At 43.2% G+C, this 17113-nt stretch carries 11 protein-coding genes; 8 read left to right on the top strand and 3 right to left on the bottom strand.

Going from position 1 to position 17113, the window contains the following annotated elements; genetic code table 11:
* Window positions 1-435: 435 nt before the first annotated feature.
* The 3 genes from AC5590_RS02395 (at window position 436) to AC5590_RS02385 (ending at window position 6103) form a co-directional block, all read left to right on the top strand.
* Window positions 436-3672 (top strand): CHAT domain-containing tetratricopeptide repeat protein, encoded by a 3237-nt coding sequence (locus tag AC5590_RS02395; protein ID WP_169268104.1) that lies wholly within the window; start codon window positions 436-438, stop codon window positions 3670-3672.
* Between the two features lie 231 nt (window positions 3673-3903).
* A complete protein-coding gene (locus AC5590_RS02390; RefSeq protein ID WP_169268103.1) occupies window positions 3904-4875 on the top strand; it encodes a trypsin-like serine peptidase in 972 nt (323 codons plus the stop codon).
* 454 nt (window positions 4876-5329) lie between these two features.
* Window positions 5330-6103 (top strand): hypothetical protein, encoded by a 774-nt coding sequence (locus tag AC5590_RS02385; RefSeq protein WP_169268102.1) that lies wholly within the window; start codon window positions 5330-5332, stop codon window positions 6101-6103.
* A gap of 86 nt (window positions 6104-6189) precedes the next feature.
* Here AC5590_RS02385 and bchM read toward each other — a convergent pair whose 3' ends face one another.
* Window positions 6190-6876: a magnesium protoporphyrin IX methyltransferase gene (gene bchM, locus AC5590_RS02380; protein WP_169268101.1), complete on the bottom strand. Its 687-nt coding sequence runs from the start codon at window positions 6874-6876 to the stop codon at window positions 6190-6192.
* A gap of 94 nt (window positions 6877-6970) precedes the next feature.
* A complete protein-coding gene (gene nagA / locus AC5590_RS02375; RefSeq protein ID WP_169268100.1) occupies window positions 6971-8236 on the bottom strand; it encodes an N-acetylglucosamine-6-phosphate deacetylase in 1266 nt (421 codons plus the stop codon).
* Between the two features lie 247 nt (window positions 8237-8483).
* On the opposite strand from nagA, the gene purE reads away from it, so the two are divergent.
* The 4 genes from purE (at window position 8484) to AC5590_RS02355 (ending at window position 14534) form a co-directional block, all read left to right on the top strand.
* Window positions 8484-9020 (top strand): 5-(carboxyamino)imidazole ribonucleotide mutase, encoded by a 537-nt coding sequence (gene purE / locus AC5590_RS02370; RefSeq protein ID WP_169268105.1) that lies wholly within the window; start codon window positions 8484-8486, stop codon window positions 9018-9020.
* Between the two features lie 474 nt (window positions 9021-9494).
* Window positions 9495-11111 carry an ammonium transporter gene (locus tag AC5590_RS02365; protein WP_370460847.1) on the top strand — a complete coding sequence of 539 codons (1617 nt, stop codon included), beginning with the start codon at window positions 9495-9497 and terminating at the stop codon, window positions 11109-11111.
* Window positions 11112-11490: 379 nt separating this feature from the next.
* Window positions 11491-12897 carry an ammonium transporter gene (locus tag AC5590_RS02360; protein ID WP_169268098.1) on the top strand — a complete coding sequence of 469 codons (1407 nt, stop codon included), beginning with the start codon at window positions 11491-11493 and terminating at the stop codon, window positions 12895-12897.
* A 428-nt stretch (window positions 12898-13325) separates the two neighbouring features.
* Complete coding sequence (locus AC5590_RS02355; RefSeq protein WP_169268097.1) at window positions 13326-14534, top strand: 4-hydroxy-3-methylbut-2-enyl diphosphate reductase; 1209 nt, start codon at window positions 13326-13328, stop codon at window positions 14532-14534.
* Between the two features lie 110 nt (window positions 14535-14644).
* Here AC5590_RS02355 and AC5590_RS02350 read toward each other — a convergent pair whose 3' ends face one another.
* Window positions 14645-15301: a DUF1295 domain-containing protein gene (locus tag AC5590_RS02350; protein ID WP_169268096.1), complete on the bottom strand. Its 657-nt coding sequence runs from the start codon at window positions 15299-15301 to the stop codon at window positions 14645-14647.
* A gap of 256 nt (window positions 15302-15557) precedes the next feature.
* Between AC5590_RS02350 and AC5590_RS02345 the strand changes: the two genes are divergently transcribed.
* Complete coding sequence (locus AC5590_RS02345) at window positions 15558-17024, top strand: carotenoid oxygenase family protein (protein WP_169268095.1); 1467 nt, start codon at window positions 15558-15560, stop codon at window positions 17022-17024.
* Window positions 17025-17113 lie beyond the last annotated feature (89 nt).

Raw genomic sequence — 17113 nt, 5'->3', positions numbered from 1 at the left:
TATAAGCCTTGAACTTCAGTTCAAGGCGTACTCAGGTCGAGGTGCAAGATCTGAGATCAGTTCTGATTTTTTCCTAACCTACACATTTGTATCCATTTATACGCTTACACCCATACACCCAGCCTACGGCTCGCTGCGCTAACACACCCCTATACCCCTAAACTGCATAAGTCCTCAAACCCCAGAAATAGATGTAATAAAAGCGAGGACAAACACCCATGAGCAACTCTAAAATCATCTTCCACTCCAAAAAGACAATTTCTCTAAACTTTGTTACAGAAAGCGAAACCAGGTTGATTTAATTTTCACGCAAGCTTAAACTAAACTCCATGTCAACTAGTATATTTTCTGAAAAAATTTTAATAACGTGTATCTATCTACCGTACTTATACTGTACGAATTTCCCTATGCATAATTACCAATATCAACTTGAAGATGAAAGCTAAACCAACAAAAAGCGATTTTTTTAAATATCTAAGACCAAAAATTAAGCTTTACAGTTTAATCTGCTTGCTGAGTGTCGTTTTATTATCCGAATCAGTCGGAGCAAAAAGCACATTAAAACAGTCGCAAATCGCACAGCAACCAGCCACAACACAGCAAGATGCAACCCGCGCTGCTGCAGAAAAAGTTTTTGAAGAGGGGGACGCACTTTACAAACAAGGGACAGCAGTATCTCTGCGACAGGCAATAGAAAAATGGCAAGAAGCACTGGTATTGTTTCGCAAAGCAGGAGAAAAATTAGGGGAAGCAGCTACTTTCCTTGTTATCGGCAGAGTCTACTCCAATTTAGGAGATAAACAGAATGCCCTCAAATACCTCAACTCTGCTTTGCCTTTGAGTCAACAAGTCGGCGACAAAACAATAGAAGCAACAACCCTCTACAATCTTGGCTTAGTCTACTCCGATTTAGGAGACAAGCAGCGTGCCCTCAAATTCTTCAACTCTTCTCTGCCTTTGAGTCAACAAGTCGGCGACAAAAACCTGGAAGCTGCTACCCTCGCCGGTATTGGCAGTGTCTACTCCAATTTAGGAGATAAACAGCGTGCCCTCAAATACCTCAACTCTTCTGTGTCTTTAATCAAACAAGTCGGCAACAAAAACCAGGAAGCAAGCATCCTCAGCCATATTGGCTTAGTCTACTCCGATTTAGGAGACAAGCAAAGTGCCCTCAAATACTTCAACTCTGCTCTGCCTTTGCTCAAACAAGTGGGTGACAAAGCAACAGAAGCAAGAACCCTCAACAATATTGGCTTAGTCTACTCCGATTTAGGAGACAAGCAGCGTGCCCTCAAGTACTTCAACTCTGCTCTGTCTTTGAGTCAACAAGTCGGCGACAAAGCACAGGAAGCAACAACCCTCAACGGTATTGGCAATGTCTACTCCGATTTAGGAGACAAGCAAAGTGCCCTCAAATACTACAACTCTGCTCTGCCTTTGATGAAACAAATGATCTACAAAGCAGGGGAAGCAATAACCCTCAACAATATTGGCTTAGTCTACAACTCATTAGGAGACAACCAGAGTGCCCTCAAATACTACAACTCTGCTCTGCCTTTGATGAAACAAGTGGGCGACAAACAAGCAGAAGCAAGAATCCTCAACAATCTTGGTATTGTCTACTCCGATTTAGGAGACAACCAGAGTGCCCTCAAATACTACAACTTGGCTCTGCCTTTGGGTAAACAAGTGGGCGACAAAGCGCAGGAAGCAACAACCCTCAACAATATTGCCCATGTCTACTATGATTTAGGAGACAAGCAAAGTGCCCTCAAATATCTTCTCAACTCTTCTCTACCTTTGAGTCAACAAGTGGGCGACAAAGCACAGGAAGCAAAAACCGTCAACAATATTGGCAGAGTCTACTTCGATTTAGGAGACAACCAGAGTGCCCTCAAATACTATAACTCTGCTCTGCCTTTGAGTAAACAAGTCGGCGACAAACAAGCAGAAGCTAATATCCTTGGTAACATTGCTCTCCTAGAACGCAAACGCGGTAACTTGCAAGCAGCCCGCACCAACCTAGAAGCCGCAATCAAAATTGTCGAAGAATTACGCACCAAAATCGACAGGCAAGAACTTCGCACTTCCTACTTTGCCACAGTAACGGGTTACTATAAACTCTACATCGACCTGCTGATGCAACTGCACAAAAAAGATCCATCCCAAGGATACGACGCATTAGCCCTACACATCAGCGAACGCTCCCGCGCCAGAAGTTTGATAGAACTATTAACCGAAGCTAATGCCAAAATTCTCAAAGGCGCAAACCCAGAACTCGTACAACAAGAACGCAACTTACTACAACAAATTGATGCCAGAGAGACATTGCGGCAAAATTTAGCAAATTCATCAAATAAAAACGATCTCACCAAAGCATCTATTCAAAAACTCACCACAGAAATTGAAGATCTTCTCAGACAACACCACGAACTGCAAGCCAAAATCCGTACGACTAGCCCAGAATATGCAAAACTGACAAACCCAAACCCCGAAAAGGACATTCTCAAATTACCGCAAATCCAACAACAACTTGATAAAGATACTCTGCTATTGCAATATTCTTTGGGAGAAGAACGCAGTTATTTGTGGGCAGTCACTCCTACTTCTATGCAAGTTTACACCCTCCCCGGACAAAAGGAAATAGAAAAAGTCGCATCGAGGTTCCGTGAAGATTCGCAGCAAGTAACAACTACTGACTTAGCGATTAACAGCGCAAAACAACTCAGTCAACTCCTGATCGCACCTGTTGCTGATAAATTACCAGGAAAGCGTTTGGTGATTGTTGCTGATGGTGCGCTACAAACGATTCCCTTTGGGGCATTAGCTGATATCACTTCAAGTAAATACCAACCACTGATGATAAACCATGAAATTGTCAATTTACCCTCAGCCTCCACCATCGCCATCCAACGCCAAAAACTTGCCAACCGCCAAAGCGCACCCAAAGCCATAGCTGTGCTCGCCGATCCGGTATACAGTGCTACCGACACACGAGTCACAGGTAAACCGGAAAATACTCAACTCGGTTCCGAACTCGAAGTTGAACGCTCTGCCCTTAACCGTTCCGCCAGAAGCCTGAAACGCAATGGTTGGAACAGGCTAGCCAACACAGCAGAAGAAGCAAAAGGAATTTTAAAACTGATACCAGCAGCAACTAGCCTGGAAGCATTGAGCTTTGATGCTAATTACGACTGGGCAACAAGCAAAACTCTCAATCAATTCCGTATCCTGCATTTTGCCACTCACGGGTTTGTCAATCAAGAGCAACCAGAGTTATCCGGGATTGTACTGTCATTATTTGATAAAAAAGGCAAGCCAATCAGAGGATACTTGCGCTTGTCAGATTTGTTTAACCAAGACTACCCAGCAGAGTTAATCGTCTTGAGTGCCTGCGAAACCGGACTTGGTAAAAACGTCAACGGTGAAGGTTTAGTGGGGTTGACACGCGGGTTAATGTATGCAGGTGCAGCGCGCGTTATGCTGTCGCTGTGGCAGGTTAGCGACGAAGGCACATCTGTACTCATGCAGGAATTTTACACAGAAATGTTACAGCAAAAGAAAACCCCATCAGAAGCGTTACGTGCAGCACAACGGAAGTTATGGGAAAACCCAAAATGGCGTAGCCCTTATTACTGGGCGGGTTTCACTGTTCAGGGGGAGTGGCGTTAGAAACCTCACCCCAGCCCTCTCCTTATAAACGAGAGGGAGAAAGAATGTCCTTACCCTCTGGTTAGAAACGACATGGAGATACCTCACCCCAGCCCTCTCCTTATAAAGGAGAGGGAGAAAGAAAAGACTCTCTAAACCCTCTCCTTGAAGGAGAGGGTGCCGAAGGCGGGTGAGGTTTCTTCGCTTGGAACAGACGACATACAAAAACTATCAAACCAACACAAAATACCCATGAAAAACAAACTTATCAGCAAACAATCAATCGCATTATTTATCGCAGCAACTATCAGCGGAATTACGTTAAATACTTGGTGGAATGCAAACGCCCAAACTACCCCAACAAAACCAACTCCACCCAAATATACCAAATTGCAAGATGTGAAGAACTTCAGTATCAAAGGAAACGGTAAAGCTTTTCAACCTCGTAATTTGCAACAGACGAATCAACCAGATAAAGCTGATGATCAAGAATTTAAACGAGGAGTTATTGGTTGGGATGACCGAGTTCCTATGTTAAGCCGACAATATCCTTGGTCGGCAATTGGTAGAGTACAGGGATTGACCACCAAAGGCGAGGAATATCATTGTACAGGTACATTAATTAGTGAAGATGTCGTTTTAACCAATTCACACTGCGTCATTGATCCTGAAACACACCAAGCTAGTCAAAAAATCTTGTTTCTCCCAAATCTTATTAATGGCAAAGTCGCGGATGAATCGGATATAGACCAAGTTCAAAATGTCATTTATGGGACTGATTTCACTAAAACTAAGTTAGAGAATCAAACTGACGACTGGGCGCTTTTGAAACTCAATAAACCTATCGGCTTAAAATACGGATATCTGGGTTGGAAATCTTTACCCTCATCAACTCTCACCAAAAACCGCAATAAATATATTTTCGTTGGTTATTCTGGTGATTTCCCTAACACAGACAAAGAAAAGTATCGATTTTTTACCGCAGGAAAGGGATGGACAGCAAGCGTGCAACAAGGTTGCAGCATCGTGGGTGAAGAAGGCAATGTCTTGTTACACGACTGTGATACCACCGGTGGTTCTTCCGGGGGAGCAATTATTGGTGTCATAGGTAATCAACCGTACATAATTGGTCTTAATAATGCGGAATACAAAACTCGTGATGGAAAAGCAATAATCAACTTGGGTGTGAAGATTGATTTTTTAGATAAATTGGTAGGAAAATAAGTAGAGCCATTAATTTATCCCGTCTGGCTAAGGCGTGAATGCTTTCTGAGGGATAACCGCTCCCATGCTCCCGATGAAGAAAGAAGTAATGTCTAGACTTGTCTAGGTTTTATGTAGCAGATATTCCTCTGATATTGGACTAGTACAGCATGGCGGAAGTAAGCCAACCATTATTTTGACTCAAATTTCTTGTATAAGGGCTATAAAAAAATGGTAGGTGTATTTACGCCGCGCGGTACTAGTAAAGGAAAGGGACAATAAAGCGCCGGCAATTTGATGTTATTCATGGGATGTTTTCAGAATAATAGGCAATTTCAAAGGGTGTATTGTTTTACGAACCAAACAAATGAATTGCTAATCCCTGTGTGTAACTCTAAAAACCATCACAAGCATTTGTGCGTATCTGTTAACCTCTCGCCAAGATTGAGGTAATACCTTTCAAACACAAGACAATATGTATTTTAATTTCTTTATCGGTTCCAGTTTTGGAATTACGGTTCTAGTGCTGTTGGGTTTTAGTGTATTGCAATGGTTCCATATTCCTACTGGCAACTTTCTTGACTGGGTGATTGGGGGAGTCAGTTTTTGGTGGTTGTTGGTGATTGTGACTGTACCGTGGAATGTTCATTTTCAGGCAAAAGAAGTCTTGGCAGAAGGGGCACAATCAACTGAAAAAGGAATTCCAGTGGATGAGAAACAACTGGAGTACGTTAAAGTTTTGGCACGGCGATCGCTTATCGTTGCTCTTGCCCTACACTTATTTTCAGCAATTAGTCTTTACCTTCTCGCCGCCACTGGTATTAGTGCAGTCGGCTATATTAGTTCTGGTGCTGCTTTGCTATTAACTGGATTGCGCCCAGCCATCAGTGCTTATGAGTACTTGTATGCAAGATTGGTTATGATTCGCCAAGAATGGAAGTATCCACGTGAAGATGTTGTTGAACTTCGCTCCCGTTTCAACACTCTAGAAGAAACCGTCAAGCGTTTAGAAGAACAACTTAATCCAGAACAACCCTACTCCTTAGCAGCAAATCAGCAAAGTTATATAGAAGACACGCGTAAAGAATTAGCCAGAATTGCCGCTAGTGTAGAAGAATTACGTGCCACAAATCAAACAGAACATGAACGTCTGGCAAGGGAAGCACGGGGGGCGATCGCTCAACTTTCCACAGATGGGCAATTTTTGGATCATGTGCGCGAAATTATTCGTTTTTTCAAAACAGCGTGAATAACCTACACCGACTCTTCCAGTACGATGCAGGCTTCTGGCGATCGCAGCAAAAAATACAACTCTATCCTGCTGCGATTTTAAAATCACTGACGTGTCGCTTCCAGTAGACGAGAGAAATAAAAGCGAGTTCGAGTCATAGATTGACGTTGAACAGAAAAACCATTCTTTGCCAAAATTTTCACCACATCAGCTTCGCGATGGAGATAAGCGCGAGTCGCTTTACTAGCACCTGGAAAGAAACTCCCTATCTTCTTTAATAAACTGAGGGCGAAAGTTTTCGGTGCAAAACTCAGAATAATCCGTGACTGTGCTGAAGAACAGAGGTGAGAAATCATCTCATCTGCCTTGTGCTGAGGGTAGTGAATCAGAACATCCAAGCAAATCACCGTATGGTAGCTACCGCTAATCGTTTCTAAATCCTGTACAGCAAATGTCGGATTTTCAGCATTGGCGAGAATTTGTGAAGCTTTTTCCTTAGCTTCTCCTACCATTTTTTCTGAAATATCGCTGGCATAGACTTTTGCTCCAGCTTCCGCAAGCGGTATGCTGAGACTACCTGTACCGCATCCAGCATCGCAGATAGATAGCCCTGCTAAATTGTTATCAGCTTTGAGCCAACTGAGTACCGTCTCTACTGTTTGCTGGTGTCCAGTACGGATATCTAGCTGGACTTTGTTGACTTCGCCATCACCGTAGATACGTCTCCAACGGTCGAAGCCTGTAGAATTGAAATATTCTTTAACAATCGTTTTGTCGTCAGTTACGTTCATGAAACTCAATATCTATCCATTCCAAAGCTAAAAAGTACCACGTGTAGGAACCACCAGAAACATTTTTCTGCGTGGTGTACCTTGGGGCAAAATCTTAAGAGAACAACCTCTGCCATGAAAGTTCTTGTGTAGATTCGTCCAAATGCCAACGCAATAATTGACTAGCACTAACGCCAGAGAGGATTGCAGACAAGCCGATTGCACTTCGTGGTGCAATTGTTGAGAGTGCGATCGCCCTGTCTACATCACATATTCCCCACTTCACTAAATTTTGCACAGCTACCAATAAAGGTAAAGTCGTTCCTGATAAAGTTCCATCTGCAAGTCTTGCAGTTTTGTTTTTCACTGAAATCTGGCGATTATCCCAAGGATACACTCCATCAGGCAATCCCAGAGGGGCAAGGGCATCACTGACAAGGAAAAGTTTTTGTTTGCCTATCTCCCCAACTTTGCGGTGAGAAACAGGAGTGCTGGCGCGTAGTAGAATTTGCAGCATTGTTGGTGAGACGTGTTCACCATCCGCAATAAAACCACACATAACATGAGGATGGATAATTGCCGCCCCTAACAATCCGCTTTCGCGGTGGTGTAATGGTGGCATAGCATTAAAAGCATGAGTCACCATTGTTGCACCTAGTTCAAAAGCACGTTGTGCTTCTGCTGCTGTCGCTTGGGAATGTCCTAAACTCACAGTGATACCCAAAGAACGTAAATATGGAATCACCTCACCCGTTGGATCTAACTCTGGCGCTAGCGTCATGACTTTCACAAGATGAGTGTAATTTCCCAAAACCTTCTTTATTTCCTCAAGATTAAGTGGTTTTAGGTATTCTGGGGAGTGTGCACCACGCTTTTGAAAATTTAAAAATGGTCCTTCTAGATGTACTCCCAAAATTTTCGCATAACCTCTTTGCGCACCTTCCCTTCCCCCCCGAACTTCAGGCGGGATAGAGGGGGGGTTGAAGTTCATACAATCAGCAATCACAGAAAGCGCACGCTGAATATTGTCTACCGAAGTTGTCACCAGGGTAGGTAAAAAAGCATCTATCCCCTCATACCACAAATAACGACAAATGTCTAGCATTTGGCGAGAGTTTTCTGTTGATAAATCAGGAAACGCCAATCCCAACGCGCCGTTAATCTGTAAATCTACACCACCCAGTGAAATCCAGTCGCCACCAATATCCAACACCTGTAAGTCAACTGGCGGAACACGTTTAAGGACTTTAGACATTGGCAGGATTTGTTCAACTATGCCCTGCGGGTTAACCGAGAGAATCTGCAAATCTGTGTAACCAGGTATTCTAGCATTGATAATATCTACAGGAGTACCTGGCAAGCTGTGTGTTGCTTCAATCATTACATCAGCACAAAGATAATGAAATCTGACCTGATTTTAGAGGTAAGAGGCGACGGTGAATCAAAAATCCTAACAATTAGGGGTGTAGGGGTATAGGGGTGTAAGGGTGTAGGGGGAAAAGAAGCCCTAGTTCTGGTCAGCAGATACACACAGAGTGAGATGATTGTTAATCATAAAGTTAAATTCCAATTTTGAACTTTGAATTTTGTTCGCGCAGCGTGCCCAAAGGGCATACTTTGAATTGCTTATGGCTCCTCTTGTCGGCATCATTATGGGTAGCGATTCGGATTTACCAACCATGCAAGGTGCGATCGCAGTTTGTGAAGAATTTGGCGTTGATACTGAGGTAGCAATTATCAGTGCCCATCGTACTCCGGAACGTATGGTGGAATATGCCAAATCTGCTCACCAAAGAGGTATTAAGGTGATTATCGCTGGGGCAGGTGGAGCAGCTCATCTTCCGGGAATGGTAGCATCTTTAACTCCTCTGCCTGTTATTGGTGTTCCTGTTCCTAGCCGTCACTTGCAAGGAGTTGATTCATTGTATTCTATAGTACAAATGCCTGCTGGCATACCAGTTGCGACTGTTGCTATAGGCAATGCTAAAAATGCTGGACTTTTGGCGGTACAAATTCTTGCGACTCATCAAGCCGAATTACTTAATAAGGTGCAGCAATATCGTCAAACCTTGTCTGAATCAGTCATGGCAAAGCAAGAAAAACTAGAAGAGGTTGGCTATGAGGAATATTTAAGACAAATGCAATCTGCAGAAGAAAAACAGTAACAATAAGTACAATTTTTTTGTATTTATTTGTATATACTCGCTTGTACTTGCGATAAGCACAGGAACTAAATTTACTAATGCTTAAGTGTTAATTTTTTATATAGGACTCCTCCAAAGATTTTACGAAGCTAGGTACACCTTTATTGCTTCTTAAAAATTAAGCGTTCGGGTGTTAACCGTTCCCTGTTCCCTGTTAAGCGTTCGGGTGTTAAGCGTTCCCTAAAGATTTAAGCGAATAGACTTGACGGTTTTAGAAGCTACATAATATTTTTTTAAGAATATTCTTAATAGCAACAGAGCTAGCATCAGGTTTATAACTGCCTGATTTGTCAAAGAACCGCTTACTGCTCATGAAAGTTATTTATTTTAAGACAGCTTGTCTAAATAACAAATCTCACAAATGGCAAGTTTCGCATCAAACGTTAGCGGTTGATACGAAACGTGTTTCTCCCGTTCAGGATGGTTGAGAAAATGATGAGAAAAATCACAAACAAAAACAAATCGAGAAGAAAAAATAGATGGCGAGCAGTAAAGTCACTATATATCACTGCACAAAATAACTCAATTGTCAATAAAATGACTGTTGTTATTAAGCAGTTGTCTCCTAGCTGGCAAGCCTGTATCCCCGTAGCTTGTTTGATTGTACTGGCATGGGGTTATACAGCAGTTGCCCAAACCCCTGCCCCAGCGGGATCAACAACGGCGGAACTTAAAGTCGCGATTGACACTCTTTGGGTAGCGATCGCCGCTTTTTTGGTGTTCTTCATGAACGCCGGTTTTTGTATGTTAGAAACTGGCTTGTGTCGTCAAAAAAACGCTGTCAACGTTCTTGCTAAAAACCTGGTTGTGTTTGCGCTAGCAACCGTTGCTTTTTGGGCGATTGGCTTTGGCTTGATGTTTGGCGATGGTAATGACTTCATTGGCTTGAGTGGCTTCTTCCTCCAAGGCGCAGATAATAGTCCCGCAACAGGAGATGCTTACAAAGGTGTATTTAGCGCCCTCAGTTGGACAGGTGTTCCTTTAGCTGCGAAGTTCTTGTTCCAACTCGTGTTTGCTGGAACAGCAGCAACAATTGTTTCTGGTGCAGTTGCTGAACGGATTAAATTTCTTGACTTCTTGATTTTTAGCCTCTTACTTGTAGGTGTTGCCTACGCAATTACCGGACACTGGATTTGGGGTGCTGGTTGGCTGGCAGACATGGGTTTCTTTGATTTTGCTGGTTCCACAGTCGTTAACTCTGTTGGTGGCTGGGCAGCTTTGATGGGAGCCGCATTTCTTGGACCACGCATTGGAAAATTTCAAGATGGGCAAGCTATTGCCTTACCTGGGCACAACATGAGCATTGCTACCCTAGGGTGTTTAATTTTGTGGTTAGGCTGGTTTGGTTTCAACCCCGGTTCTGTAATGGCTGCCGATCCGAGTGCGATTACTCACGTTGCTTTGACTACTAACTTAGCAGGTGCTGTTGGTGGAATTACTGCGACAATCACAGCTTGGTTGTATTTAGGTAAGCCAGACCTTTCGATGATTATTAATGGTATTTTGGCTGGCTTAGTTGGGATTACAGCATCTTGTGCTTATGTCAACCTCAACAGTGCTTTTATTATTGGTTTGATTGCCGGAGTTTTGGTAGTTTTCGCTGTCACCTTCTTTGATAAGATTCGCATTGATGACCCAGTAGGAGCAGTCTCAGTTCACCTCGTGTGTGGTGTTTGGGGTACTCTGGCTGTTGGTTTGTTTTCTGTTGGTCCTGGTGGATATCCGTGGATGGTTGATTTAGCAGGTAAACCAGTAGGACCACATGGGATCTTCTTTGGTGGTGGATTGGGAACACTCATTCCTCAAATTGTTGGCATCCTATCGGTTGGCGGTATGACTGTTCTGTTGAGTAGCATCTTTTGGTTAGCACTCAAAGCTACTTTAGGTATTAGAGTCTCAACACAAGAAGAAATTGAAGGCTTGGATATCGGCGAACACGGTATGGAAGCTTACAGTGGGTTTGTCAAAGAAGCTAGTGCCAATGGATTTAGTGAATTAGGTAGTCATGGTGCAGGAGTTTCGCGTGCAGGAGATTTACCAACAAGTTTATAAGGCTTTGCGTGATTCTCCTAATTGACTTGTCTAATGCCCTTGCCTTTTGACTTTTGCTTCTGAGATAGGGACGGGTGTTAGTCACAATAAAAACACCTGATCTCTATCCCCTATCCTTAATAAGGAGAAGTGCGGTGAAGGATGGGGTAAATTTCTTCGTTTTTGTGTTCATCCGAATATGATACTAATTCACAAAAAATATAATCAAAAGCAACCTTGCATCAATATTTAATACTTGACAAAGACAATAAGAAGTATATATTTAGTAATCTTTCAGAAAAATCATATTTGAGTAACTCTCAGTACATCAGAAAGTATCAAAAGGTACTCAAAATGATTTTGTGAACACAAACTAGTTGGTGGTTTGGAACAAAAACAAGTGTTAAAGAAATTTGCGCTTATTGGGGCTGTAACCCTGCTGCTTCTTGGTGTACCGGTGATGGGCAATGCCTTCGCTGCACCCTCTGATGTCAACGCGGCGATATCTAGTGCTCAAACTGCTGCAGATACAGCTTTTATGCTGATTTGTGCTGCATTAGTGCTATTAATGACTCCGGGACTGGCATTTTTCTATGGTGGATTTGTGCGATCGCGCAACATCCTCAATACCCTGATGATGAGTTTTGTGCTCATGGCAATTGTGGGAGTAACTTGGATTTTGTGGGGCTATAGTCTCGCCTTTGCTCCAGGTAACCCCATTATCGGCGGACTGGAATGGCTAGGTTTGAATAATGTCGGATACGAAGTAACTGATTATCTTAAGGGATCAAAGCCTGCTGAGCTACTTTCCTACGCTCCGACGATTCCCCATCAGGCATTCATGATTTACCAAGCCATGTTTGCTATTATCACCCCAGCACTGATTAGTGGTGCGATCGCAGAGCGGATGAGCTTTACAGCTTACTCTTTGTTCGTGCTCTTGTGGTCAACTTTTATTTACGCTCCCCTCGCGCACATGGTATGGGCGAAAGGTGGATTGTTGGGATTGTCCGGTGGCTTGGAAGCTCTCGACTTTGCGGGTGGTACAGTCGTCCACATCAGTTCTGGTGTTTCTGCTCTTGTAGCGGCGATCGTCCTTAAACCTCGCAAAACTTATCCTGAACGTCTCAGCCCTCCTCACAACGTTCCTTTCATTTTGCTCGGAGCTGGCTTACTGTGGTTTGGCTGGTTCGGCTTCAACGCTGGCAGTGCTTTGGCATCTGGTGCGTTGGCAACAGCCGCTTTTGTTGCCACCAATACAGGTGCTGCAGCGGGGGCTTTAACCTGGCTGATCCTAGAAAAGGTATTGCGCGGCAAACCAACAGCAGTTGGGGCAGCGACAGGAGCAGTTGCAGGCTTGGTGGGCATCACCCCAGCCGCAGGATTTGTCACACCGCTGGCAGCAATTTTAATCGGTAGTATTACCAGTGTTGCTTGCTTCTATGCAGTTAGCTTCAAACACAAGTTACTAGTTGATGATGCCTTGGATACATTTCCCGTGCATGGCGTAGGCGGTACAGTGGGAGCGATTCTCACAGGCATCTTTGCAACCACGACAGTTAACTCAGCAGGGAAAAATGGCTTGTTGTATGGTAATCCAAGTCAAGTGATTAAACAAATAGCAGCAGTTGCCATTGCCTATGTTGTTGCTGCTGTTGGTACTTGGATCATTCTGAAAATCCTAGCTGTCACAGTTGGTTTGCGCGTGAGGGAAGAAGCTGAACTCCAAGGCATGGATATTAACGAACATGGCGAAGAAGGTTACAATGAGGAGTTTGGAGAGCGCATCAATTTCAGCAACAAGTAGTGGAGATGTTTTTCTCTACTAACCAATATTGTTTTCATATTGGCGATGGTTTCGCCTGCCCTATCCCCCAACCAAGCTGGGCTTGGTTGCCCCAAATCTCCGATTAGAATGTTTTCGCACAAGAAAACCTTCTGGGCAAAAACGGGCGATGCTCCAGCAGGGAGCCGCCCTACGCTCGACTTTGCACTCCTGACTTTGTGCAGAGTCCCCCAGCTTGGCTCGGTTGACACTCTTCAAGGCGATCGCTTTACGTTATCGCCCTGCTTTTTTCTTTCATCTGCTATTCTACTTTATAAGTATATAGTCAAATAAAATTACGACTACACAAAAAATAATCTTACCCAAAAGCACAAACAGACTCTTGGCGTCTTTGCCTCTTTGCGCGAGAAAATAAAAAATGGTAACTTTAAAATGAAACAGAAAAAACAATGGATACCAAAGCTTTTAAACGTTCGCTCCAACAATCAGAAAATTACCATCGTAAAGGGTTTGGTCACCAAGCAGAAATCGCTACTCAGTTGCAGTCTGAGTATCAAAGCAGTTTAATTCAAGAAATTCGCAATAAAAACTATACTCTACAAAGGGGAAACGTCACCATCCATTTAGCACAAGCCTTTGGCTTTTGTTGGGGTGTAGAACGTGCTGTAGCGATGGCTTATGAAACCCGCAAACATTTTCCCACTGAACGCATTTGGATTACGAATGAGATTATTCACAACCCTTCTGTGAATCAGCGGATGCTGGAAATGAAAGTAGAATTTATCCCCGTAGAAGGAGGTAAAAAAGACTTTTTTGTCGTAAATTCTGGGGATGTCGTTATTTTACCTGCTTTCGGGGCAAGTGTGCAAGAAATGCAGTTGCTTAACGAGAAAAGTTGCAAAATTGTTGATACAACTTGCCCTTGGGTTTCCAAAGTTTGGAATGCTGTTGAAAAGCACAAGAAAATAGATTACACATCAATTATTCACGGTAAATATAAACACGAAGAAACTGTTGCAACAAGTTCCTTTGCCGGGAAATATCTGATTGTGCTGAATATGCAGCAAGCAGAATACGTTGTTAACTACATTTTGAATGGTGGAAATCGGGAAGAATTCTTGGCAAAATTTAGCAAAGCTTGCTCACCTGGATTTGATCCCGATAAAGATTTGGAACGGGTTGGTATCGCTAACCAAACCACAATGCTCAAAAGTGAAACCGAGCAAATGGGGAAAATCTTTGAGCGGACGATGATGACAAAGTATGGTCCCACTGAGTTAAATCAGCATTTCCAAAGCTTCAACACCATTTGTGACGCCACCCAAGAACGCCAAGATGCTATGTTGGATTTAGTGGAACAAAATCTAGATTTGATGATAGTCATTGGTGGGTTTAATTCATCAAATACAACACAGTTGCAACAGATTGCACTAGAGCGAGGAATTCCTTCTTATCACATTGATAGAGAAACGCGAATTCTATCTGGAAATCGCATTGAGCATCGGGAATTAAATGGAGATTTGAAAATTACAGAAAACTGGTTACCAGATGGAGAAATAGTTGTCGGAATTACCTCTGGTGCTTCTACACCGGATATAGTTGTGGAAGATGTGATTGAGAAGATTGTGGAATTGAAGGCGACTGCGGTGGTGGTTTAAGAAGAATCTCACCTGTAATCCCTCCTCGCTTGCGGGGAGGGTAAGAAATAGCCATAAGCCGGAGGCTTAACGGCTGAAGCCGTATCGCATAAGCTTGTAAGAAATGCGGGCTAAGCAGCCGGTGTTACCTTTTCTGAATTAGTTGTTTTTGGAACAAACAGTAGTGGAAACAAAAGTCCAGAGTGGCGCTTGTAGTCAGCAAATTCAGGATAGCGAGAAAGAGACTGGTCTTTTTTAAGCATGTTTGGAATAAATACCATGCTGATAAAACCGCCAAGAATTAAGAATGGAAGCCAGTGTTGAGTTAGCAAAGCAAAGGAGCTATAGATAAGTATCTCTCCCAAGTAATTGGTGTTACGACAACGCTCAAATAACCCTTCTGTAATGAGTCCTTCTTTGTACTTGAGGGTGTAGTACTTTTGGGCATCGCTAACATAGTGTAGAAATATACCCAAGATGTTCAAGGAAATAGCAGTTGCTACTAATGGAAGTGATGGTATAATCCCACTACTAATAAGAATAAATGGAGCTATCCAGTACAAGCTCACTAACCCAAAGCCGAAAACACCACCAGCAATGGAAATGTCTTGCTCCCATTGCTTATCTGGGTATAGGCGATCTTTGATCAGCCACAAATAACCATAAGTGCTGTGAAGTGCCAGGTAAACCCAAGGTCCAAGGGAGAAATTTTGGTACAAAATCATTAGTCCCAAAATTACCCAAAAAGTGAGTGCTTTATGTAAATTGATAGCGTGCTTAATTTTCATAATTACGATTCCTATTTTTCTGATAGGGTTATTATTAAAAGCACATTCGTGTTTTCTGAGTAAAGATTGGAGTTACTACTATTTAATTATACGATTTCCTCATCCTAACTGTCGGTAGTGTTTTTGTTGAGCAGCATAGGCTTGAGTTAATAAAGCTGTAAATGTTCTGTGCACCTTCTGGCAGAGGAATTGTAACAAGATTCTAACGACAATCTAAAAGAATCTAGTTGTTTCATTGATACATTTCCAAGCGCTAATGCAGACAATCAACAAAAAGTCAACAAAAAAAGCCTGGGCACAAGCTCTTGCCGAACCCGCAAAAGAATTCTCCCTAACCCAACTGCAAATCCTTTCTGGCACAATACCTGAAGGCTTACACGGCACACTCTACCGCAATGGTCCGGCAAGGTTAGAACGCGGCGGTATGAGGATGGGACATTGGTTTGATGGCGATGGCGCGATTCTTGCCGTACATTTCAACTCTCCTTATGAAGAGGGGGAAAAGCAGGGTGCAACAGCAGTTTACCGCTACGTGCAAACTGATGGTTATAAAGAAGAAGCAGCAGCAGGGCAACTGCTTTACGGCAATTATGGAATGACTGCACCAGGGGCATTTTGGAACAGATGGTTGAAACCAGTTAAGAATTCTGCCAATACTTCTGTGCTGGCATTACCAGATAAATTACTTGCACTGTGGGAAGGGGACAATCCTCATGCGCTCGACTTGCAAATGCTCAACACTTTGGGCAAAGATGATTTAGGAGCATTGAAGAATGGATTGCCTTATTCTGCCCATCCTAAAATTGACCAAAAATCTGGCTCAATTTTTAACTTTGGTGTCTCCGTAGGATTAAATGGGATACTGAATATATATAAGAGCGATTTGACGGGTAAAATTCAGCAAAAAACATCGCTTGAACTTGATGGTTTAGCGTTGATACATGATTTTGTCCTAGCTGGGCAATATCTAGTCTTTTTCGTTCCTCCGTTGCGGTTAAATATCCTACCCGTGTTAACTGGATTTAGCTGCTATAGTAATTCTTTTGAATGGAAGCCGCAACTGGGTACTCAGGTTCTGGTGTTTGATTGTGAAACACTGTCTCTGGTGAGTCGTGGTGAAACTGAACCTTGGTTTCAATGGCACTTTGGTAATGGGTATGTGGATGATAGTGGATTGATAGTTGTCGATGTGGTGCGTTATGAAGACTTTCAAACCAACGAGTATCTAAGGCAAGTCGCAACAGGTGAGACTCACACTTCTGCTGTAAGTACTTTGTGGCGAATACATATTGAACCGAGTACAGCTAAAGTCAAGGGAATTGAGGAAATTATAGATCGCCACTGTGAATTTCCAGTTGTACCACCGCAAGAGACGGGACAATATACTAACCAAACTTATCTCGTCGTACATCGCCAAGGAGCTTGTGCGAGCAAAGAAATATTTGGGGCGATCGCCCGTTTCGATCACAAAACCGACATCCTCACAATTGCCGACTGTGGCGAAAACCGCTATCCAAGTGAACCCATTTATGCTCAAAATCCCCAAAATCCTGAGCAAGCATGGATCATCACAGTTGTGTATGATGGCAATTCTGATAAGAGTGAAGTTTGGGTTTACGATGCAGATAGGTTAGATGATTCACCTGTGTGCAGATTGGCATTACCCGGCGTCATCCCCCACAGTTTCCACGGTACTTGGAAACCTGCTCATGATTACTTATAATTCCTGCTTGACCTCACCCCTTCCCTCTCCTTATTAAGGAGAGCCAGTGCGTTGCGGGGGTTCCCCCCGTTGTAGCACCTGGCGTGAGG

This window comes from Brasilonema octagenarum UFV-OR1 (assembly GCF_963888615.1).
Classification (GTDB): Bacteria; Cyanobacteriota; Cyanobacteriia; order Cyanobacteriales; family Nostocaceae; genus Brasilonema; species Brasilonema sennae.
This window is presented reverse-complemented; position numbering and strand designations above follow the sequence as displayed.

Excerpts from the sequence above, each read along its gene's own strand:
- AC5590_RS02385 (WP_169268102.1), top strand. The coding sequence starts at position 5,330 with ATGTATTTTAATTTCTTTATCGGTTCCAGTTTTGGAATTACGGTTCTA.
- purE (WP_169268105.1), top strand. The coding sequence starts at position 8,484 with ATGGCTCCTCTTGTCGGCATCATTATGGGTAGCGATTCGGATTTACCA.
- AC5590_RS02345 (WP_169268095.1), top strand. The coding sequence starts at position 15,558 with ATGCAGACAATCAACAAAAAGTCAACAAAAAAAGCCTGGGCACAAGCT.
- nagA (WP_169268100.1), bottom strand. The coding sequence starts at position 8,236 with ATGATTGAAGCAACACACAGCTTGCCAGGTACTCCTGTAGATATTATC.
- bchM (WP_169268101.1), bottom strand. The coding sequence starts at position 6,876 with ATGAACGTAACTGACGACAAAACGATTGTTAAAGAATATTTCAATTCT.
- AC5590_RS02350 (WP_169268096.1), bottom strand. The coding sequence starts at position 15,301 with ATGAAAATTAAGCACGCTATCAATTTACATAAAGCACTCACTTTTTGG.
- AC5590_RS02390 (WP_169268103.1), top strand. The coding sequence starts at position 3,904 with ATGAAAAACAAACTTATCAGCAAACAATCAATCGCATTATTTATCGCA.
- AC5590_RS02365 (WP_370460847.1), top strand. The coding sequence starts at position 9,495 with ATGAGAAAAATCACAAACAAAAACAAATCGAGAAGAAAAAATAGATGG.
- AC5590_RS02395 (WP_169268104.1), top strand. The coding sequence starts at position 436 with ATGAAAGCTAAACCAACAAAAAGCGATTTTTTTAAATATCTAAGACCA.
- AC5590_RS02355 (WP_169268097.1), top strand. The coding sequence starts at position 13,326 with ATGGATACCAAAGCTTTTAAACGTTCGCTCCAACAATCAGAAAATTAC.